The sequence below is a fragment of the Streptomyces sp. RLA123 genome, assembly GCF_056270165.1.
This window is the reverse complement of record NZ_JBWDOR010000003.1, coordinates 1,788,402-1,809,361: the sequence shown is the minus strand read 5'-3', so window position 1 is coordinate 1,809,361 and position 20,960 is coordinate 1,788,402. Positions and strand designations below refer to the sequence as shown.

General features: G+C 72.1%; 14 protein-coding genes. 12 read left to right on the top strand and 2 right to left on the bottom strand.

Annotated features, from left to right (window positions below):
• The first annotated feature begins 34 nt into the window (after window positions 1–34).
• Window positions 35–523: a flavin reductase family protein gene (locus RV983_RS08155; RefSeq protein ID WP_475985109.1), complete on the top strand. Its 489-nt coding sequence runs from the start codon at window positions 35–37 to the stop codon at window positions 521–523.
• Between the two features lie 152 nt (window positions 524–675).
• Window positions 676–2,901 (top strand): winged helix-turn-helix domain-containing protein, encoded by a 2,226-nt coding sequence (locus RV983_RS08150; protein ID WP_475985108.1) that lies wholly within the window; start codon window positions 676–678, stop codon window positions 2,899–2,901.
• 21 nt (window positions 2,902–2,922) lie between these two features.
• Here the strand turns inward: RV983_RS08150 and RV983_RS08145 are convergent, their stop codons facing one another.
• Complete coding sequence (locus tag RV983_RS08145; protein ID WP_475985107.1) at window positions 2,923–4,440, bottom strand: 4-hydroxyphenylacetate 3-hydroxylase family protein; 1,518 nt, start codon at window positions 4,438–4,440, stop codon at window positions 2,923–2,925.
• A gap of 159 nt (window positions 4,441–4,599) precedes the next feature.
• Between RV983_RS08145 and RV983_RS08140 the strand changes: the two genes are divergently transcribed.
• The 7 genes from RV983_RS08140 to RV983_RS08110 all read left to right on the top strand — a co-directional run bounded on the left by RV983_RS08140 (window position 4,600) and on the right by RV983_RS08110 (window position 14,876).
• Window positions 4,600–7,452, top strand: coding sequence for a helix-turn-helix transcriptional regulator (locus tag RV983_RS08140; RefSeq protein WP_475985106.1), 2,853 nt, complete (start codon window positions 4,600–4,602; stop codon window positions 7,450–7,452).
• 414 nt (window positions 7,453–7,866) lie between these two features.
• A complete protein-coding gene (locus RV983_RS08135; protein WP_475985105.1) occupies window positions 7,867–8,457 on the top strand; it encodes a malonic semialdehyde reductase in 591 nt (196 codons plus the stop codon).
• Window positions 8,458–8,554: 97 nt separating this feature from the next.
• Window positions 8,555–9,250: a hypothetical protein gene (locus tag RV983_RS08130; RefSeq protein ID WP_475985104.1), complete on the top strand. Its 696-nt coding sequence runs from the start codon at window positions 8,555–8,557 to the stop codon at window positions 9,248–9,250.
• Between the two features lie 195 nt (window positions 9,251–9,445).
• Window positions 9,446–10,675: a formyl-CoA transferase gene (gene frc / locus RV983_RS08125; protein WP_475985103.1), complete on the top strand. Its 1,230-nt coding sequence runs from the start codon at window positions 9,446–9,448 to the stop codon at window positions 10,673–10,675.
• Window positions 10,676–10,885: 210 nt separating this feature from the next.
• Window positions 10,886–13,207 carry an FdhF/YdeP family oxidoreductase gene (locus tag RV983_RS08120; protein ID WP_475985102.1) on the top strand — a complete coding sequence of 774 codons (2,322 nt, stop codon included), beginning with the start codon at window positions 10,886–10,888 and terminating at the stop codon, window positions 13,205–13,207.
• Window positions 13,208–13,338: 131 nt separating this feature from the next.
• Window positions 13,339–13,866 carry a beta-class carbonic anhydrase gene (locus RV983_RS08115; protein WP_475990251.1) on the top strand — a complete coding sequence of 176 codons (528 nt, stop codon included), beginning with the start codon at window positions 13,339–13,341 and terminating at the stop codon, window positions 13,864–13,866.
• 209 nt (window positions 13,867–14,075) lie between these two features.
• Window positions 14,076–14,876 (top strand): acyl-CoA dehydrogenase family protein, encoded by an 801-nt coding sequence (locus tag RV983_RS08110; protein WP_475985101.1) that lies wholly within the window; start codon window positions 14,076–14,078, stop codon window positions 14,874–14,876.
• An 18-nt stretch (window positions 14,877–14,894) separates the two neighbouring features.
• Here RV983_RS08110 and RV983_RS08105 read toward each other — a convergent pair whose 3' ends face one another.
• Window positions 14,895–15,584, bottom strand: a complete 690-nt coding sequence (locus RV983_RS08105; protein WP_475985100.1) for a GntR family transcriptional regulator — start codon at window positions 15,582–15,584, stop codon at window positions 14,895–14,897.
• 408 nt (window positions 15,585–15,992) lie between these two features.
• On the opposite strand from RV983_RS08105, the gene RV983_RS08100 reads away from it, so the two are divergent.
• Genes RV983_RS08100 through fdhF form a run of 3 tightly spaced genes read left to right on the top strand, consistent with a single transcriptional unit; the run spans window position 15,993 to window position 20,931 of the window.
• Window positions 15,993–16,478, top strand: a complete 486-nt coding sequence (locus RV983_RS08100; RefSeq protein ID WP_475985099.1) for an NAD(P)H-dependent oxidoreductase subunit E — start codon at window positions 15,993–15,995, stop codon at window positions 16,476–16,478.
• On the top strand, window positions 16,475–18,091 hold the full coding sequence (locus tag RV983_RS08095; protein ID WP_475985098.1) for a formate dehydrogenase beta subunit: 1,617 nt from the start codon (window positions 16,475–16,477) through the stop codon (window positions 18,089–18,091). The genes RV983_RS08100 and RV983_RS08095 overlap by 4 nt, the downstream gene beginning before the upstream one ends.
• On the top strand, window positions 18,088–20,931 hold the full coding sequence (gene fdhF, locus RV983_RS08090; protein ID WP_475985097.1) for a formate dehydrogenase subunit alpha: 2,844 nt from the start codon (window positions 18,088–18,090) through the stop codon (window positions 20,929–20,931). The genes RV983_RS08095 and fdhF overlap by 4 nt, the downstream gene beginning before the upstream one ends.
• The last annotated feature ends 29 nt before the right edge of the window (window positions 20,932–20,960 follow it).

The following is a 20,960-nucleotide window of genomic DNA, read 5'->3' as shown; positions in this document are numbered from 1 at the left end:
CCAGGACCCCACACGACTCCCACGGAGGTCTCCGATGACTGAAATCCTTGACGTGACAGCCGATTTCCGAGCCACGATGAGCCGGCTCGCCACGGGTGTCAGCGTGATCACCACGCGCTCCGGAAGCACCCCCATCGGGATGACCGCGAGCGCCGTGTCCGCCCTCTCCCTCACCCCGCTCCAGTTGCTGGTGTGCATCGGCAACCACCTGTACACACGGACCGCGATCGCGGCGCACGGCCGCTTCGCCGTCAACGTACTCGGTGAGGGGTGCGAGCATCTGGCGCGGAACTTCGCGGCTTCCAAAGCCGACAAGTTCACGGGCGTCGAGACCTTCGACGACCACGGTGTGCCGGTGCTGAAGGACGCCATCGCGGCGATCGTCTGCGACGTCGCCGAGGCGCTCCCCGGCGGCGACCACACCATCTTCGTGGGCGACGTCCTCTCCTGCGCGCACCGGGCGGACTGCCGGCCGCTGGTCCATTTCGCGGGAGGCTTCGGGGCGTTGGGCGGTTCGCACTGATCGCGTCGGCAGCGGCCCGCAGGAGGCCGCCGCGGCGCCCGTGACCGGCGCGCCACCGCCCCCGGCGTCGGGCTCCCCAGCGGCGAGCCACGGGCGCCGGGGGCTCCGCCCGTCCCGACGACTCCCGTCCCGACGACTCCACGGAAGGTGCCATGACCAGCTCCGTTCCGGCATTCAAACTGCGTCCCCCGGCCCAGCCCCCGCATCTGCTGACCCGCCCGCGCCTGCTGCGCCGGCTCGACGCGGTGACCGAGCCCGTGGTGGTGGTCTCCGCGCCGGCCGGTGCCGGGAAGACGGTGCTCCTGACCGAGTGGTCGCGGGGCCTGGCGGAGCGCGGAGGATGTGCCTGGCTCCGCCTGGACGCGTACGACAACGCCCCGGCCCGGCTCTGGGCCGGCATCCGGAGCGCGGTGCGCCTCGCCCGCCCGGACGCGCCCACCTGCCCCGACGGTGACGGGTGGACGGTCGGCGCATGGCTCGAGGAGACCCTGCCGGCTCCGGTGACCGCACCCGGCGGGCGGCCCGCGGCGCCGCTCACGCTGATCCTCGACGGAGTCGAATCCCTCACGGACGCCGACGCGGTCCGCGGCCTGGCGGACTTCCTGACCGGGCTCCCGCACGGCCTGCGCGTCGTCCTGTCGACCCGGCACCATCCCGGAAGGCCGCTCCCGGCCCTGCGCCTGCGCGGCCTGACCGCCGAACTCGACCAGCGCGACCTGGCCTTCACCCCCGGGGAGGCACAGGCCGTGCTGACCCGTCTGCTCGGTTGCGTCGCCACCGCGGACCTGTCGGGCGCGCTGTACGAGGCCACCGAGGGATGGGCGGCGGGGCTGTGCATCATGGGGCGCACCCTGGCCCGCCCGGCGAACGAGGACGGCACGGAGGGCGAACTGGCCCGCGGCAGGCAGGCGGTGACGGAGTATCTGGCCACCGAGGTGCTCTGCCTGCTCACGACCGAGGAGCGCCGGTTCCTGCTGCGCACGAGTGTGCTCGGCGAGCTGAGTGCCCGACCGTGCCAGGCCCTGGCCGGGGACCGGGCGGGGGTGCTGCTGCGCGACCTCGCACGCAGCGTGCAACTGCTCGTGCCCGTCGCCGCCGATCCTCCGGCGTACCGGCGTCACCGGGCGCTGTCCTTGCTGCTGTCCGACGTCCTGGCGTCCGAGGGCCCGGACACCGTGGCCTCCCTGCACCGGGCGGCGGCCCAGTGGTACTCCCGGCAGGGGGACACGGCCGCCGCCGTACGGCACTGGACGCTGGCCGGTGACGAACCGGCGGCCGTCGCCTGCGTGCTCGACGGCTGGGAGAAGGCGGTCTCGGCCGGCCGTGGTGCGGAAGTCGCGCGGTGGCTGGACCTCTTGGCGCCCCGAACGGTCGCCGCGGACGCGCGCCTGTGCGTCGTGGCGGCGATGGCGGCCCTCTCGGACGGCACCCCGGAAACGGCCCGGCGCTGGCTGGACGTGGCCCGGCTGCGGCAGACGGGGCGGGAGACGGTCGGCGAGGGCGGCACGGTCACCGACGCGGCGGCCGTCGCCCAGGCCGTTGCCTGCTGTCTGCGGGGGGAGGTCCTGACCGCCGGCCGCCTCGGCGCATCCGCCGTCGCCGGCACCGTGCCGCTGACGTCCTGGCGTGCCCTGGCGGGTACGGCGTACGGTGCCGCACTGCTGTGGACCCGCCGGTACGAGGAGGCCGAGGCGCTGCTGGGCGAGGCCACCCGTGACGCGCACGCCGCCGGGCACGGCCTGGCGCTGGTCCGCGCGCTGGGCCTGCGGACGGTGTGCGCGCTCCTGGCCGGACGGCGTGAACTGGCGCGCATTCTGAGTGACGAGGCCCTGGAAGCGGCCACGGCGGCCGGCCTGACCCGGCACTTCGTCGCGGTGCCCGCCCACGTCGGCCGGGCCGGACTGCTCCTTGCGGAAGGACACCTCGAGGAGGCGGCAAGGGTGCTGGCCGGCGCGGAAGCGGTACTGGCGGGCTCACCCCGTACGGGAAACGAACCCCACCTGCGCGCCCTGTGCCACGTCACGCGGGCACGTCTCGAGAGCGCGCGGCACCACCCCGACGCGGCGCGAAGGGCCCGCGAGGCAGCCGGGCGCGCGGCGGCCCGGTGCGAGTCGCCCGGGGTGCTGACGGACCTGCTCGCCCGGGCCGGCGGGCACGCGGCGGGGACACCCGCCCCCTCCCGTCCGGCGGACCTGTCGCTGGGGGAGCGGCGGGTGCTGCGCGCCCTGTGCGGTCCGCTCACGCTGCGGGAGATCGCCTCCGAGCTCTACGTGTCCCACAACACCGTCAAGACACAGGTCCGCGCGATCTTCCGGAAACTCGACGCACACGACAGGAGCGCGGCCGTCGCCAGGGCCCGGGAGAGCGGTGTGCTCTGACCGGGCCCCGGCGTCCCGCCGCTACTTTGCGTCCTGGCGCCGGGCGTAGTGCGCCTGGGTCCTGTACGCGGTCTCCTCATCACCGTCGCTCACGGTCTCGATGCCGCAGACCCTGCGGGCGAGGTCCGCCATGCTGCCGTTCGGGGCCATCTCGGCACGTTTCATGGTGAGGGTGCGGATGGCGAGTATGGGCGTGCCGTTGAAGTTCTCGAAGGTGCTGATGCGGTCGCCCCAGTCGGACAGGAACATGTCGCGGATCACCCGGCTGATCTTCATCCGGTCGTGCGGCCTGCCGACCGGACCGGTCTGCAAGGCGGCCAGCCACGGCTGGAGTTCGGGCCTCTGCCACTGCCCCTCGGTGGGATAGATCAGCGCGGCGCGGCCGGACAGGTCGACGAGCTCGTGGGCCATGTCCGTGATGTGCTCCAGGTAGTACGCCCGCCCGAAGTCGAACATCAGGACGTTCGGCTTGAAGATGCCGCCGGGGGTGAAGAACCCCTCGTCCTCGGAACCCACCACATGCGCCTTGAGCGTCTGGTGGAAGCCGGCGAAGCGGGCGATCCTGGCCTGGACCGGCGGCAACTGGTAGGTGCCGATGTGCTCGGTGACCAGCAGCGCCAGGCCGAGCATCAGCTCCGCCTTGACCATCGCGCGCACCAGCGAGTGGTAGTGCAGCCAGTCGAAGACGCGCTGCGGGTACAGCGACGCGTGCTGGGGGTTGCCGATGTGGAAGACCCGGTCCCAGGGGATGAGGACGTCTTCGAACACGATCATGCTGTCCAGCTCGTCGCCCTGTGCGGCGAGCGGGTGCTCCACGTCCTGGCCGTCCCGGGCGACGCTCTCCCGGCAGATGATGGTGACCCCGGGGGTGTTGGGCTTCACGGCGCCGTAGATGATCTGTTCCGCGACGATGCCGGGGCGGTAGAAGACGCCGATGTGGATCCAGTCCCCGAAGGCGGCGCCGGTGCTGATCGCCTTCACGCCGCGCACCGTGATGCCCTCGTCCGAGGTGGCGACCACCCGCAGGGCGGGGGACTCCGCCTGCGCGGAGTCGCGCGAGCGGTCCGCCTGCGGGTCGACGAAGGCCGGCGTCGCGTTGAGGTCGCCGTCCCGCACGTCGTTCCAGAAGCCGAGGATCCCCTCGGTGAGATCCCGCCCACCGGTCCCGACGGACTGGCTGCTCCACGGCTCCGGGTCGTCGACGTAGGTCAGCAGGACGTAGTTGTTGACGTCCGGCGTGCGCGGGATCGCCCCGCCGCCGAGCTCCCGCTGCACGGTCTCCAGATACTGCCGCTTGCGCCGCAGGTCCTCCTTGGAGCGGTGCTGGAACCACGTCATGGACCGCCGCACGCCGTCCTCGTCCACGAACGTCATGACGTCCTCGAGGTCCGGGCGGTGGTGGAGGTCGTAGAAGGCCGCGATGCTCCGGGCGTAGGCCCGGGTCGTGGGGTGCGTGGCCACGTTGTCGACCAGTTCGTCGCCCACCCACACGGTGCGGCCGTCGTTCAGCGCCGCCAGATATTCCTTGCCTGTACGCACGTCGTGCTCCTCTCCACGGACAAGAGATCCGGATGGCACGGAGCATGCGTCGCGGTGGGGTGACAGGGCGGCCCGGGACCGGGGATCACCCGGGTGAAAGTGCCGGTCGGCGGGGGAGCGGCATTGAGCGCCGCCGCGGCCCTGCGCCATGCTTGCCCCATGCGCAGCACAGACCCCCTCGGCGACCAGGCGGGCCGGCGCGGGCACGGTGCCGGTAGCGGGCTGCGGCTGCGCGGACGGGACCGCGAGATCACGGCGGTCCGCGAGGCCCTGGACACGGTGCACGGCGGACGGGGCGCCTGCGTCGTCGTGGACGGCCCGCCCGGCGTCGGCAAGAGCCGGCTGCTCGCGGAGCTGGACGGCATGGCGCGGCGGTCCGGGTTCGACGTGGTGTCGGTACGCGCAGATGAGCTCGACCAGTACGCGGCGGGAGCTGCGCTGCAGTCCGCCCTGCAGTCCTCCGGCGGCTTCGACCGGGCCGCCGCGGCCACCGAGGACCAGCGCCTCTGGCTGCTGGACAGCATCGCGGACGCCCTGGAGGACCGGGCCCAGCGCGCCCCGGTGGCCGTTCTCGTGGACGACGCGCAGTGGGCCGACCCGGCCACGCTCTTCGTCCTCCGCACCCTGCCGGGGCGCCTGGCCGCCTCGCGGATCCTGTGGGTGCTGGCGGTGCGGTCGGACACCGAGCGACCGATAGTGGCCAGGGTGCGCGAGGACCTCGAACGCCTCGGAGCCCGCTGGCTGACCCTCGGCCCGCTGCCGCAGCAGGACCTCCAGCTCATCGCGGCCGATGTCCTCGGGGCGGGGCCGTCACCCGGTCTGACCAGGCTTCTGCGAGGCGTCGCGGGCAATCCCTTCCTTGCGATCGAACTGGTGCGGGCCTTCGCCGACACGGATGCCCTCAGAACGGAGGCGGGCGAGGCGAGCCTCCTGCACGACGGAGTCCCCGTCAGTTTCCGGCGGAGCGTCGCCGCGCGCCTGGACCGGCTCCCGGAGGACGCCGTGCACCTGCTCCAGGTCGGGTCCGTCCTCGGCCGCGAGTTCCCGCTCGGCACGGCGGCCCGCATGATGGGCAGGCAGGTCGGCAGCCTGCTGTCGGGCGTCGAGGCCGTGGTCAACGACGGCCTGCTCTCGGCGGACGGCCCCCGGCTCGCCTTCCGCCACGACCTCATCAGGCAGGCCGTGCACGAGAACCTGCCGCTGGCCGTACGGACCGCGCTGCACCGGGAGGCGGCCGACAGCCTGCGCGGGATCGGGGCACGATCGGCCGAGATGGCCTGGCACGTCGTCATGTCGGGCGGCCCCGTCGACGACGAGGCCGTGACCACGCTGACCACCGCCGTACGGGAACTGTCGTCGTCGGCCCCCGACGCGGCCGGTGACCTCGCCCAGCGGGTCGCCGGGCTGCTGCCCCCGCACGACCGGCGCCGCATCACCCTGCTGACAGAAGCCGCCGAGTACCTCGGCAGGACCCGCCGGGTGCACGAGGCGCTCGACCTGGTCGACGCGACCCTGCCCGAGGGCCTCGAGCCGCAGCAGGAGGCATGCCTGCGCCTGGTGGCCGCCGAGATCCACCAGGCGGCGGGCGACGACGCCGCCGCGATGACCCATCTCCAGCAGGCCCTGGCCCTGCCCGCGCTGCCGGAGGACCTGCGCGTCCGGATGCTGAAGACCAAGGCGACGGGCCATGTGTACCTCGGGGACATCACCGCCGCCGAGCAGACCGGCCCCGGGCTCGTCGAGGCCTCCTACAGCAGCCAGGATCCGGCCGTCGTCGTCAGCGCGATGGTGTTCCAGTCGCAGACGCTCTTCTACCGGGGGCGGCTGGCCCGCGCCCTCGGACTCGCCGAGGAGGCCACCCGGCGCGCCGGCACCCAGTCCGCCGCCCTCTACCTGCGGCCGCCGCGCATTCCGGCGCTGTGGCTGGCCACCGTGCTGACCGCCACCGACCGGCTCGCGAACACCGAGTGGATCCTGCGGGAGGGACAGCGCGAGGCGGAGGCGCTGGGCCTGGGCTGGTCCCTTCCCCAATGGCACGCCGCCCGGGCCTGCGCACTGCTCGAACGGGGAGCGCTGGACGACGCCGCCGTGGAGGCCGAGGCCAGCCTGACCGTGGCGGACGAGCTCGAGATCACCCAGCCGAATCCGCAGGCCCGTTCCGTGCTGGCACTGGTGGAGATCAGGCGGGGTGATCTCGCCAAGGCGAGGGACCACCTGCGTGCCGCCGCAAGCGGCTCCGGCACGAACACCCTGCGGTACGGCCCCTGGGTGGCTCTCGCCCGCGCCTTCCTGGCGGACGCGGAGGGCGAGGACGGCGAAGCGGCGGTAACGCTCAGGGAGAGCTTCGGAAGCGGTGAGCCGGCGCGGCTGCTCGCGGTGCCTCCGTCCCACTGGCCGGGGATCGTACGCATAGCGCTCCGCGGCGAGGACACGTCGGTGGCGCTGACCGTCTCCGACGTCCTGCGGGACCTGACGGAGCAGGACGAGTGCCTGCAGATCCTCGGGGCGGTCCGCGCCCATGTGGACGGCCTGATCCACCGCGACCCCGGCGCACTGGCGTCCGCGGTCGCCGGCTACCGGGGCACCGGCAGGCCGCTGGCCCTGGCGGCGGCCTGCGAGGACCTCGGCAGCCTCATGGCGGCAGCGGCCGACACGGCGCCGGCGATCGCCCACTTCGAGGAGGCGGGCCGGCTCGTGTCGGCCGCGGGAGCCGAGCGCGACCAGGAACGGATCAAGCGGCGCATGCGCCGGCTCGGCGTGCGCACCGCCCCCGTACGGCACCATGCGGCCGGACCCGAGGGCTGGGAGAACCTGACCGAGTCCGAGCGGAAACTGATCCCGCTCGTCGTCGAGGGCTTCACCAACCGGGCGATCGCCGACCGGCTCTATGTGTCCGTGCACACCGTCAACACGCACATGAAGCACATCTTCACCAAGCTCGGCATCAACTCGCGGGTCGAGCTGACCCGGCTGGCGATCGAGCGGGGCACCGGCACCGACGGGACCGGCTGAGCGGCGCACCGATCACCCGGCCCGGTGGCGAGGATCCCTTGAATGGGTGATGCCCCGGTTCCGGGGCCGCGGTGATCCTGGACGCAACGGCGTGGCCGCAGGCACGGCAGCGTCATTCATTCGGGAGGTGACCGCCTCGTGAACTCGATGCGCGCGGTGCGTGCGCCGAGGCACCGGCGCCGCGAGGTCGATGTCGCGGCCGGACACGGGCGGCCTTCCGTCCGCCGATGGCGGCTCGCGCCGCGCCGGGCGGTCTGCCGCTGACACGGCGGCGTTACGGCCTGCTCCGAGGGCTCGCCGGGGCGACGACGACCACGACCGCCGCGTTCCCGCCGTGCCGGCGCGCGGTTCCTCCTTCGCGCGGTCCCCCCATCACCGAGAAGCCACAGACGCTCATTCATAAGGGGTTGTCCCATGTCCCTCGCACTCGACACCGTGGCCCAGGACCTGCTGTTCCTGGAGGCACGGACCGCCAACAGCTTCACCGGCGAGCCGGTGACGGACGAACAGATCGAGGCCGTCCACGACCTGGTCAAGTACGGCCCCACCTCCATGAACCAGCAACCGCTGCGGATGGTGCTGGTCCGGTCCGCCGAGGCGCGCGAGCGCCTGCTGGGACACATGTCCGAGGGCAACCGCGCCAAGACCGCGACCGCGCCGCTCGTCGCGATCCTGGCGGCGGACAACGAGTTCCACGAGGAACTGCCCAGCCAGTTCCCGCACGCCCCCCATGCCAAGGACCTCTTCACCGAACGGGTGGTGCGCGAGCGGTCCGCGCGGCTCAACGCGCTGATCCAGGTCGGGTACTTCATCGTCGGCGTCCGCGCCGCCGGTCTGGCCGCGGGACCCATGACCGGCTTCGACGCCGCGGGGATCGAGAAGGAGTTCTTCGACGACGGCGACCACTCGGTTCTCGTCGTCGTCAACATCGGCAGGCCCGGCGAGAACGCGTGGTTCCCGCGCTCCCCGCGTCTGACGTACGCCCAGGTGGCCAGGACCGTCTGACCGTGAGGCGGCGGCGCACCCGCGCGGTGCGCCGCCGAGACACCCCAAGTCCCCTGCCGCGCACCGCTGTCGGACCTCGCTGTTACGGTCCCCGGTCATGGCGGAAGACGATGGCATCGCGTGGATCGGCGAACGGTGGCCGGACGGCGCGGCCGACCCCGTCCTCGGGGGACAGGCGGGCCTGGTGTTCGCGGAGGGCATCGCCCCGCAGGACCTGGCGGTGGTGTTCGGCGCGGTTCCCTGGGAGATGCCGGAGCCGGTGAGCGCCGGGGCCAAGGCCGTCTGGGACCGGACCCACCCCCGTATCCGGGTTCCCGACGAGCCGCTGGTGACCGTCTACGGCAGGGAAGGCGAGTGGTCGTTCCTCGCCGGGAACTTCGATTACCTGATCCCCTTCCACGAGGGCTTCGCGCTGCCGCGGGGGACCGGCAGGGCCGTCCTCCTCTACAACATCGCCGCGAAGGGCATGTACTGCATGGCCTGGTTCGAGGGCGGCCGGCTGGTGTGGCACGGCGAGATCCGCGGCCGGTTCCACGCAGAGGCCCCATTGGGCGGCCGGCACTACTTCGACGACGCACCGGAGATGTCCTTCCTCAACTGGGCGATGCACGACGCGGGATGCCGCCCGGAGGTCCGCTACGCCGACGGGCGTCCGGTCTTCGAGAACGAGGGCCGGATCGCCGACTGGCAGAAGCGGTTGCTCAAGGGCCTGGAGATCGCGTTCGGGCTCTCCGTGTGCCAGGAGACGTTCGACGCGGGCGGGTACCCGCTGGCCGCCGTCCACTGGTCCTGAATCGCCCGCGCCGCGCGGCGCAGTAGTGCCGGCGCGCCGGGGCGCGGTCCCGCCATGGGCAAATATTTCCCGGCGCGCTCTGGACATCCGTCACGGCTGCCGCGACGATGAAGACAACTCCATACGGTATGCAATCTACAGTGTGGGAGACGGTCAGTCGGTCGGTCGGTGTGGACAGGTGAGGTGGGGACGGCTGTGAGCAGGGCACTCGAAGGTATTCGTGTTCTGGACATGACGCACGTGCAGTCCGGTCCGTCGGCGACGCAATTGCTGGCGTGGCTGGGTGCGGACGTGATCAAGCTGGAGGCGCCGGGGGGTGACATCACCCGCAGCCAGCTGCGGGACCTGCCGGACGTGGACAGCCTGTACTTCACGATGCTCAACGCGAACAAGCGGAGCATCACGCTCAACACCAAGACGCCGCGGGGCAAGGAGCTCCTGACCGAGCTCATCGGCCGCAGCGATGTGATGGTGGAGAACTTCGCCCCGGGCGCGATCGACCGGATGGGCTTCACCTGGGAACGCATCCACGCCATCAACCCGAGGATCGTCTACGCCTCGATCAAGGGCTTCGGCGAGGGCCCCTACACCGGCTACAAGGCGTACGAGGTCGTCGCGCAGGCGATGGGCGGATCCATGGCCACCACCGGCTTCGACGACGGCCCCCCGCTGGCGACCGGCGCGCAGATCGGCGACTCCGGCACCGGTATGCACGCGGTGGCCGGCATCCTGGCCGCGCTGTTCCAGCGCACCCACACCGGACGCGGCCAGCGGGTCCAGGTCGCGATGCAGCACGCCGTGCTCAACCTCTGCCGGGTCAAGCTCCGTGACCAGCAGCGCCTGGTGCACGGCCCGCTCGCGGAGTACCCCAACGACGACTTCGGCGACGAGGTGCCGCGTTCGGGCAACGCCTCCGGCGGCGGCCAGCCCGGATGGGCCGTCAAATGCGCGCCCGGCGGTCCCAACGACTACGTGTACGTCATCGTCCAGCCCACCGGCTGGCCGCCCCTCGCCGAGCTCATCGGCCGCCCGGAACTGGCCGAGGACCCCGAGTGGGCCACTCCCCGGGCCCGGCTGCCCAAACTCACCAAGATGTTCCAGCTCATCGAGGAGTGGACCAGCACGCTGCCCAAGTGGCAGGTCCTGGAGCAGCTCAACACCCACAACATCCCCTGCGGGCCCATCCTGTCCACCAAGGAGATCATCGAGGACCCCAGCCTGCGCGCCAACCAGATCGTCGTCGACGTCCCGCACCCCCAGCGCGGCTCCTACACCACCGTGGGCAACCCCCTCAAACTCTCCGACTCGCCGACCACCATCACCCGCTCCCCCCTGCTCGGCGAGCACAACCACGACATCTACACCACCGAACTCGGCATCCACGAGGACGAGTTGCCCACCCTCAGGGCGCAGGGCGTGATCTGACGGCCACCGCGGACCACCGGCCGGCCGTGACTCGACCCGGCCGCGCGATCCGCCGCCGCACCGGGCCCGGACGACACGCCTCGGCGCAGACCTCCCCGTGACAGACCCCGCTCATCCACCCGCCGAGCGGGCTCGCACCGCCCCCGGCGCCCGCCGCGGCAGGACGCTGCGGTGCGCAGGCAGCAACAGCAGAAAGGCACAGGCCCGACCATGAGCACCATCGAGGACCCGACCGACGACCATCTGGAGGTGACCGCGCCCAAGACCTGGGCGACCGGACTGCCGGCCGTGACGCACGCGATCCAATACGCCCTGGGCCAGACCACCGTCCGGCGGACGGCGCTGACGCTGCTGAACATCAACCAGCCCAAGGGCTTCGACTGCCCCGGGTGCGCCTGGCCGGAGCCGGACCCGAAACACCGGCACCTCCAGGAGTACTGCGAGAACGGCGCCAAGCACATCAGCGACGAGGCGACCTCGCGCCGGGTCACCGCGGACTTCTTCCGGGAGCACCCGGTGTCCGAGCTGGACGGGAAGTCCGACTACTGGCTCAACCAGCAGGGCCGGCTCACCGAACCCATGGTCAAGCGGCCCGGCTCGGACCACTACGAGCCGATCGGCTGGGACGGCGCCCTCGACCTGCTCGCGGGCGAACTGCGCGCCCTGGACTCCCCGGACGAGGCCCTCTTCTACACCTCGGGCCGGGTCGGCAACGAGGCCGCGTTCCTGCTCCAGCTCTTCGCCCGGGCCTACGGCACCAACAACCTGCCCGACTGCAGCAACATGTGCCACGAGTCCAGCGGTTCCGCGCTCAACGAGACCCTGGGCATCGGCAAGGGCAGCGTGTCCCTGGACGACATTTACGACTGCGACCTGGTCTTTGTCGTGGGCCAGAACCCGGGCACCAACCACCCGCGGATGCTCTCCGCGCTGGAGGAGACCAAGCGGCGCGGCGGCCAGGTCGTCGCCGTGAACCCGCTGCCCGAGGCCGGGCTGATGCGGTTCAAGCACCCCCAGAAGGCCCGCGGCATCGTCGGCCGCGGCACGACCGTCGCCGACCAGTTCCTGCAGATCCGGCCCGGCGGCGACCTCGCGCTGTTCCAGGCGCTGAACCTGCTGCTGCTGGAGGCCGAGGACGACGCGCCGGGGACCGTGCTGGACCACGAGTTCATCGACACCCGCTCCACGGGCTTCGCCGAGTTCGCCCGGCACGCCCGCAAGACCGACTGGGACGACGTCCGCGAGGCCACGGGGCTGACCCGCGAAGAGATCGAGCAGGTGCACGAGCGGGTGCTGCGGAGCAGGAGCGTCATCGTCTGCTGGGCGATGGGCCTGACCCAGCACAAGCACGGCGTGCCCACCATCCGCGAGGTCGTCAACTTCCTGATGCTGCGCGGGAACATCGGGAAGCCGGGAGCGGGCGTGTGCCCGGTGCGCGGCCACAGCAACGTACAGGGCGACCGCACCATGGGCATCTGGGAGCGCATGCCGCAGGATTTCCTGGACGCCCTGGAGCGGGAGTTCGGCTTCACTCCGCCCACCGGGCACGGCTGGGACACCGTGGACTCCATCAGGGCCATGCGCGACGGCCGGGCCAGGGTCTTCGTCGGCGTCGCCGGCAACTTCGTCCGGGCCGCGCCCGACAGCGAGCTGACCGAGGCGGCGCTGCGCACGTGCCGGCTCACCGCGCACATCTCCACCAAGCTCAACCGCTCCCACACCGTCTGCGGCGAGACGGCGCTGATCCTGCCGACCCTGGGCCGCAGCGACCGCGACATCCAGGGCGGCGTCGAGCAGTTCGTCACCGTCGAGGACTCGATGAGCCAGGTGCACGCCTCGCGCGGCCGGCTGGAGCCCGCCTCCGGCACGCTGCTCAGCGAGGTGGCGATCATCTCCCGGCTGGCCGCCCGGACCCTCGGCGACACCCCGTCCCTTCCCTGGGCGGCGTTCGAGGCGGACTACGGCACCGTCCGGGACCGGATCTCCCGGGTCGTGCCCGGCTTCCACGACTACTCCGCGCGGGCGGCCGAGCCGGGCGGCTTCCTGCTGCCGAACCCGGTCAACCACGGGACGTTCCCCACCCCGAGCGGCAAGGCGGTCTTCACGTGCAACGACTTCGCCATGGTCCAGGCACCCGAGCGGCACCTCGTCCTGCAGACGCTGCGCTCGCACGACCAGTGGAACACCGTCCCGTACGCGATGAACGACCGCTACCGAGGCATCCACGAAGGCCGCCGCGTCGTCCTGGTGAACCCCGTCGACCTGGAGGCCCTCGGCCTCGCCGACCGTGACCGCGTCGACCTGGTGGGCGTGTGGCACGACGGGGTGGAACGCCGCGCCCCCGGCTTCCAGGTGATCGGCTACCCGACCACACCGGGGTCGGCCGCCGCGTACTACCCGGAGACCAACGTCCTGGTACCGCTGGACAGCGTGGCCGACATCAGCAACACCCCGACATCGAAGGGAATCGTGATCCGGCTCGAACCGTCCGGCAGCCCGGCACGGGTCCCTTCGCCCCCGCCGACGGAATGAGGTAGCCCAGCATGTCGACGTCGACGCACCGCCCCGCGCAGTCCACCGGCGGCGCCCGCCCCCCGGAGACGGTCACCGACCGCCTCGTGGAGTCCAACCGGGAGTACGCCGCCGGGTTCACCGATCCGGGCATGGGCGCCCGCCCCCCGGAGACGGTCACCGACCGCCTCGTGGAGTCCAACCGGGAGTACGCCGCCGGGTTCACCGATCCGGGCATGGGCGCCCGCCCCGTCCTGCGGGTGGCCGTCGTGGCCTGCATGGACGCCCGCATCGATCTGCACGCCGCCCTCGGCCTCGCACTGGGGGACTGCCACACCATCCGCAACGCGGGCGGCGTGGTCACCGACGACACCATCCGCTCTCTGACGATCAGTCAGCGGGCGCTCGACACCCGCAGCGTGGTGCTCATCCACCACACGGGGTGCGGTCTCCAGACCCTGACCGAGGACTTCCGGCACGAACTGGAGCGGGAGGTCGGGCAGCGGCCGGCCTGGGCCGTGGAGTCCTTCCAGGACGTCGACCAGGACGTCCGGCAGTCGATGCGGCGGGTGCGGACGTCACCGTTCCTGCCGCACACCGGCGACGTCCGGGGCTTTGTCTTCGACGTGTCGGCGGGGCTGCTGCGGGAGATCGACCCGCAGACCGGCGTGCAGCCCTGAGCCGACCAGGTGTGCGCGCGGGCCGGCGGACGGCAAACCGGCCGGGTCCGCCCGACGGCGGACCGGGCACACGGCCCGCGCGCACGGTGGCGGGGCCGGCCGGCGCGGACGCTCTCCGCGCGGACCGGCCCCGTACGCCAGGGAACCGCGACTCCCGCACGCCCACCGGCCGACAGCGGACCGGAAACCACTCCCGAGGGGGGCACCCCGTGCCGTACCGCACCGCCTTCTCCCACGTCCTGAGCAGCGTCATCGAGCCCTCCGCCGAGAGGACCGGCAAGGAGGGGAGGTTTCCGCGCGGTGCCGTGACGGCGCTCGGGCGGGCCGGGCTGCTCGGACTCACCGTCTCCGCGGACCTGGGCGGCGGCGGCCTGGGCCTGTCCGACGCCGCCGAAGTGGTGGCGCGGATCGCCCGTGCCTGCCCGGCCACCGCGGCCGTGCTCCAGTCGCACTACGCGGCGGTCGCCGTCCTCGAGGCGCACGGCGGCCGCTGGATCCGCGGCGAGATCGCCGCCGGCCGCCACCTCGGCAGTCTCGCCCTGGCCGAGCAAGACCCCGCGGAGCAGGTTCCGCGGACCGGGCCCTGGACCCCGCGCTCGACGGCCTCCCGCAGCGGTGACGTGGTCGCCCTGAGGGCCCGCAAGCACGAGGTGGTCGCCGCCGGGGAGGCCGACAGCTACCTCTGGTCGTCCCGGCCGCTCGCCGCGGACGACGGGATGACGCTCTGGACGGTCCCGGCGCACGCCCCGGACCTGTTCGTCCCGGCCCGGACGGACGGGGCGGGACCGTACGGCAGCGCCACGTCGACCGTCCTCGCCGACCCGGTCCTGGTCCCCGCGGACGCGATGCTGGGGGAGGACGGCGCAGGGCTCGGCATCGTGCTGGGCACCGTGCTGCCGTGGCTGCTGGAACTGCGGGGGGCCCTCGGCGGCGACGCCGTCCACCCCGCGGTGGCGGTCGTGGCCGCCGTGGCACCGGACCGGCGTCCTGCCGGCGCCCTCGCCTCCTGAAGGAGCGGCAGCGGCAGGTCAGTCGCGGCCGGACGCCTTCGCGGCGACGGCCTTGCGGTACTCGCCGGTGCGCTGGGTGTGCTTGCGCATGATCTCGCTCGCGCGGCCGGCGTCGCTCTTGGCGATGGCCCTGATGAGCTGGGCGTGCTCGTTCCAGGCTTCCTTGCCGCGGGGCTTGGCGATGGGTGTGTAGTACCAGCGCACCTTCCGGCTCACCTGCGAGATGAGCTCGGCCAGTACGGCATTGCCGGCCACGGAGGTGATGAAGGCGTGCAGCGCGATGTTGGCCGTGACCAGGCGCTCGACATCGCCGCCGGCGAGGGCGTCCACGCCGTCCTGGTGCAGCTCCCACAGGCGCTCGACGTCCTCGGGTGTCGCGTTCCGCGCGGCGAGTTCGGCGGAGTAGGTCTCGAGGACGGCGCGGACGCTGAGGAGTTGGGCGGCTTCTTCTTCTGTGGGGGCGTGGACGAAGGCGCCTTGGGCGGGTCGGAGGTCGACCCAGCCGTCGGTCTGGAGGCGTTGGAGGGCTTCGCGTACGGGTTGGCGGCTGACGCCGAGGTGTTCGGCGAGTTCGGCTTCGACCAGGTGCTGGCCGGGGGTGAGGGTGCCGTTGATGATGAGTTCGATCAGCGCGTCGTAGACGGCCTGGCGCAGCGGCGCCGGGCGGGCGACGCGGTGGCCGGCCGCCGCAGTCAGGGCCTCGCGCATCGTTCCCCCGTTCTGCCGGCGAGCCTGAGGGGCCGACGGCTCTGCCAGTGGAGTCCGCCGTGAGGGGCGAGGACGGCGGGGAGGCCTGAGTGTACAGGTTTTGGTATGCAACATGGCGTGTGCTGCCGGTATGCGGAGGCGTGTCGGGCGCGCGCGGGCGGTGTGCCGTCGGCGCCGCCGGACTCACAAAAGTGCGTCGGGATTCTGTATGCAGAAGCTTGTATGCGTTATTGTCCTAGGGGTACCGCCAGCACCGCCTGAAAACCGAAGCGGCTCTGTACGTCGGTCACGGACCCCGCGCATCCGCAGGAGAGGTCAAGGGGCCCGAATGTGTGTGTATCGAATGCGCCGGACGGCAGTTGAGCATCCCGCGCCCGGACTCCCGCTCGTCGTGAAGGCGGAGCGGTCATGACGCCGGGGAGCGCGGGCGGGACCGACGCCACCGTCGAGCAGGTGGTCAGGACCGCAGCCGCCGGCCACCGGGACGACCGGGGGCCGCTGCTGCCCGTACTGCACGCCGTACAGGCCGAGTTGGGGTGCGTGCCGCAGGAGGCCGTCGCCGTGCTCGCGGACGAGCTCAACCTCTCCCGGGCGGACGTCCACGGCGTGGTGACCTTCTACCACGACTTCCGGCGTGAACCCGCGGGGCGCACCACCGTGCGGATATGCCGCGCCGAGGCGTGCCAGGCCGTCGGCGCCGACAGCCTGATGGACTGGGCCCGCGAATCCGGTCTGGAACCGGGCGGGACGACGGCCGACGGCTCGGTGACCGTCGAGCAGGTCTTCTGCCTCGGCAACTGCGCCCTGGGGCCTTCGGTCGAGGTGAACGGCCGGTTGTACGGACGCGTGGGCACGGCCCGGCTGGGCTCCATTCTCAAGGGGACGGTCTCATGACACAGCGCTCTTCGGATTCCGCCGTGACGGTCTGGGTCCCCCGCGACTCGGCGGCCAGGTCCGTCGGCGCGGACGAGGTCGCGGACGCGCTGCGGCACGCCGCCGCCGAACGGGAGCTGCCCGTCGAGGTGGTGCGCAACGGCTCCCGCGGCATGCTCTGGCTGGAGCCGCTGGTCGAGGTGGCCACCCCCGCCGGCCGCGTCGGCTACGGACCGGTCGCCCCCTCGGACGTGGAGGGCCTGCTGGCCGCGGGCCTGCTCGACGGCGCCGACCATCCGCTGCGCCTCGGCATCGTGGACGAACTGCCCTGGCTGGCACGGCAGACGCGGGTCACCTTCGCCAGAATCGGCGTGACCGACCCCCTGTCGGCCGAGGACTATCTGGCGCACGGCGGCCTGGAAGGGCTGCGCGCGGCGCTGGCACTGACCCCCGAGGACGTGGTCACCGAGGTCACCGACTCCGGACTGCGCGGCCGGGGCGGCGCGGGATTCCCCGCCGGTATCAAGTGGAAGACCGTGCTCGGGTGCACCGACGAGCTGAAGTTCGTCTGCTGCAACGCCGACGAGGGCGACAGCGGCACCTTCGCCGACCGCATGGTCATGGAGGGCGACCCGTTCATGCTCATCGAGGGCATGACCATCGCCGCGCACGCGGTCGGCGCCCGCGAGGGCTACCTCTACATCCGCTCGGAGTACCCCGACGCGGTGGCCACCGTGCGCGCGGCCATCGACATCGCGCGGGAGCGCGGATGGCTCGGCAAGGGGATCCTCGGCTCCGCGCTCGACTTCGACCTGCACGTGCGCGTCGGCGCGGGCGCGTACATCTGCGGCGAGGAGACCTCCATGCTGGAGAGCCTGGAGGGCAAGCGCGGCACCGTCCGCGCCAAACCGCCGATCCCCGCGATCGAGGGCCTGTTCGGCAAGCCGACCGTCGTCAACAACGTCCTCACCCTCGCCACCGTGCCCGTCGTCATGTCCCACGGCGCGAAGGCCTACCAGGAACTCGGCGTCGACCGGTCGCGCGGCACCCAGGTGTTCCAGCTCGGCGGCAACATCGCCCGCGGCGGCATCGTGGAGACCGCCTTCGGCATCACCCTGCGCGAACTGGTCGAGGACTACGGCGGCGGGACGGTCTCCGGCCGCCCGGTGCGCACGGTGCAGGTCGGCGGGCCGCTGGGCGCCTACCTGCCGACGACGATGTTCGACCTGCCGATGGACTACGAGGCCTTCGCGGCGGCCGGCGCCATGCTCGGTCACGGCGGCGTCGTCGTGTTCGACGACAGCGTCGACATGGCCGCGCAGGCCCGCTTCGCGATGGAGTTCTGCGCCGAGGAGTCCTGCGGCAAGTGCACACCCTGCCGGGTCGGCTCCGTCCGCGGCGTCGAAGTGATCGACAAGATCGTGGCCGGTCAGCAGCGGGACGAGAACCTCGCCCTGCTGGAGGACCTGTGCGAGCTGATGACCGACGGCTCGCTGTGCGCGATGGGCGGCCTGACCCCCATGCCGGTGCGCAGCGCCATCGCCCACTTCCCCGACGACTTCCTCGCTCGTGACACCGGCCAGGGGAGCCGGAACAGGCAGCCCAGTGGCGCCAGGACGGAGGGCACGGCATGACGCTCCTCAAGGAACCCGACTACGGCACACCCGAAAGGCCCGGCGCGGCGACGGTGTCGGTGGAGGTCGACGGGATACCGGTGGCGGTGCCCGAGGGCACCTCCGTGATGCGCGCCGCCGCGCTCGCCGGCATCGACATCCCCAAACTCTGCGCCACCGACAGCCTGGAGCCGTTCGGCTCCTGCCGGCTGTGCGTGGTGGAGATCGACGGCCGCCGGGGCACCCCCGCCTCCTGCACCACGCCGGTGGCGGACGGGATGAGCGTGCGGACCCAGACCCCTAAGGTGGAGAAGCTCCGCCAGGGCGTCATGGAGCTCTACATCTCCGACCACCCGCTGGACTGCCTGACCTGCCCGGCCAACGGCGACTGCGAGCTGCAGGACATGGCCGGGGTGGTCGGGCTGCGGCAGGTCCGCTACGGCTACGAGGGTGAGAACCACCTCGACGCCGAGAAGGACACCTCCAACCCGTACTTCGACTTCGACGCGTCCAAGTGCATCGCCTGCTCCCGCTGCGTCCGCGCCTGCGGCGAGGTCCAGGGCACCTTCGCGCTGACCATCGAGGGCCGCGGCTTCGACTCCAAGGTCTCGGCGGGCGCCGGCGAGACCTTCATGGAATCCGAGTGCGTCTCCTGCGGGGCCTGCGTCCAGGCATGCCCGACCTCCACGCTCCAGGAGAAGTCGGTGGTCGAGCTCGGCATGCCGACCCGTTCGGTGGTCACCACCTGCGCGTACTGCGGCGTCGGCTGCTCGTTCAAGGCCGAGCTGCGCGGCGACGAGCTGGTGCGGATGGTGCCGTACAAGGACGGCGGCGCCAACGAGGGCCACTCCTGCGTGAAGGGCCGCTTCGCCTTCGGGTACGCCTCCCACCCCGACCGGGTGCTGAAGCCCATGGTGCGCGAGAGCATCACCGACCCGTGGCGCGAGGTCGAGTGGGACGAGGCCATCGGCACCGTCGCCCGGCGGATGCGCGAGCTCCAGCAGACGTACGGATCGGGCGCGATCGGCGCCATCACCTCCTCGCGGTGCACCAACGAGGAGGTCTACGTCGTCCAGAAGATGGTGCGCGCCGCCTTCGGCAACAACAACGTGGACACCTGCGCCCGGGTCTGCCACTCCCCGACGGGATACGGGCTCAAGCAGACGTTCGGCGAATCGGCCGGCACACAGGACTTCCGGTCCGTGGCCCAGGCCGACGTGATCATGGTGATCGGAGCCAACCCCACGGACGGGCACCCGGTGTTCGCCTCGCGGATGAAGCGCCGGCTGCGCGAGGGCGCCAAGCTCATCGTCGTCGACCCGCGCCGCATCGACCTGGTGCGCTCCCCGCACATCGAGGCCGAGCACCACCTCCAGCTCAGGCCCAGCACGAATGTCGCCGTCGTCAACGCCATGGCGCACGTGGTGGTCACCGAGGGCCTGGTCGACCGGGCCTTCGTCGACGAGCGGTGCGAGGACTTCGAGGCGTGGGCGGAGTTCATCGCCCGCCCGGAGAACAGCCCGGAGGCGGCCGAGGAGATCTGCGGCGTGCCGGCCGCGGAACTGCGCGCGGCGGCGCGACTGTACGCGCAGGCGCCCAACGGGGCCATCTACTACGGCCTCGGCGTCACCGAGCACAGCCAGGGCTCCACCATGGTCATGGGGATGGCCAACCTCGCGATGGCCTGCGGCAACCTCGGCAGGGACGGCGTCGGCGTGAACCCGCTGCGCGGCCAGAACAACGTGCAGGGCTCCTGCGACATGGGCTCGTTCCCGCACGAACTGCCCGGCTACCGGCATGTCTCCGACGACGCGGTGCGCAAGGTGTTCGAGAACCTGTGGGGCGGCACCCTCCTCGCCGAGCCCGGGCTGCGCATCCCCAACATGTTCGACGCGGCGATCGACGGCACCTTCCGCGGCCTGTTCGTCCACGGCGAGGACATCGCCCAGTCCGACCCCAACCTCAAGCACGTCACCGCCGCGCTGGAGGCCATGGAACTGGTCGTCGTCCAGGACCTGTTCCTCAACGAGACGGCCAAGTTCGCGCACGTCTTCCTGCCCGGCGCGTCCTTCCTGGAGAAGGACGGCACCTTCACCAACGCCGAGCGCCGGATCAACCGGGTGCGCGCGGTGATGAAGCCGAGGACGGGCAAGCACGAGTGGCAGATCGTGAGCGAGATCGCCACGGCCATGGGCCACCCCATGGCGTACGACCATCCGAGCCAGATCATGGACGAGATCGCCCAGGTCACCCCGACCTTCACCGGCGTCTCCTTCCAGCTGCTGGACAAGCTCGGCAGCGTCCAGTGGCCGTGCAACGAGACGGCCCCGGAAGGCACGCCGATCATGCACGTGGACGAGTTCGTCCGGGGCAAGGGCAAGTTCCAGGTCACCACCTTCGTGCCGACGAACGAGCGCAGCACCCGGCGCTTCCCGCTGGTCCTGACCACCGGCCGGATCCTCAGCCAGTACAACGTCGGGGCGCAGACCCGCCGCACCGCAAACGTCGCCTGGCACCCCGAGGACATCCTGGAACTGCACCCGCACGACGCCGAGGTGCGCGGCATCAACGACGGCGACATGGTGACGCTGGCCAGCCGGGTGGGGCAGACGACGCTGCGCGCGGAGATCTCCGACCGCATGCCGACCGGGGTCGTCTACACCACGTTCCACCACCCGGTGACCGGCGCCAACGTGGTGACCACCGAGAACTCGGACTGGGCGACCAACTGCCCGGAGTACAAGGTGACCGCCGTGCAGGTCGGGCTCGCGCGGCCGGCGCGGGGCGAGGCCGCCGAGAACGCCGAGCCGGCCGAGAACGCCGGGCCCGTCCAGGGCGGCCTGCTCACGGTGGGGGACTGACATGGCAGCGGGAGTGCCGTCGGAACGCA

Bases quoted from the DNA above. Each gene is read 5' to 3' on its own strand.
- RV983_RS08135 (WP_475985105.1), top strand. From the start codon at position 7,867: ATGTCCCTCGCACTCGACACCGTGGCCCAGGACCTGCTGTTCCTGGAG.
- fdhF (WP_475985097.1), top strand. From the start codon at position 18,088: ATGACGCTCCTCAAGGAACCCGACTACGGCACACCCGAAAGGCCCGGC.
- RV983_RS08155 (WP_475985109.1), top strand. From the start codon at position 35: ATGACTGAAATCCTTGACGTGACAGCCGATTTCCGAGCCACGATGAGC.
- RV983_RS08095 (WP_475985098.1), top strand. From the start codon at position 16,475: ATGACACAGCGCTCTTCGGATTCCGCCGTGACGGTCTGGGTCCCCCGC.
- RV983_RS08140 (WP_475985106.1), top strand. From the start codon at position 4,600: ATGCGCAGCACAGACCCCCTCGGCGACCAGGCGGGCCGGCGCGGGCAC.
- RV983_RS08150 (WP_475985108.1), top strand. From the start codon at position 676: ATGACCAGCTCCGTTCCGGCATTCAAACTGCGTCCCCCGGCCCAGCCC.
- RV983_RS08100 (WP_475985099.1), top strand. From the start codon at position 15,993: ATGACGCCGGGGAGCGCGGGCGGGACCGACGCCACCGTCGAGCAGGTG.
- RV983_RS08130 (WP_475985104.1), top strand. From the start codon at position 8,555: ATGGCGGAAGACGATGGCATCGCGTGGATCGGCGAACGGTGGCCGGAC.
- RV983_RS08115 (WP_475990251.1), top strand. From the start codon at position 13,339: ATGGGCGCCCGCCCCCCGGAGACGGTCACCGACCGCCTCGTGGAGTCC.
- RV983_RS08120 (WP_475985102.1), top strand. From the start codon at position 10,886: ATGAGCACCATCGAGGACCCGACCGACGACCATCTGGAGGTGACCGCG.
- RV983_RS08105 (WP_475985100.1), bottom strand. From the start codon at position 15,584: ATGCGCGAGGCCCTGACTGCGGCGGCCGGCCACCGCGTCGCCCGCCCG.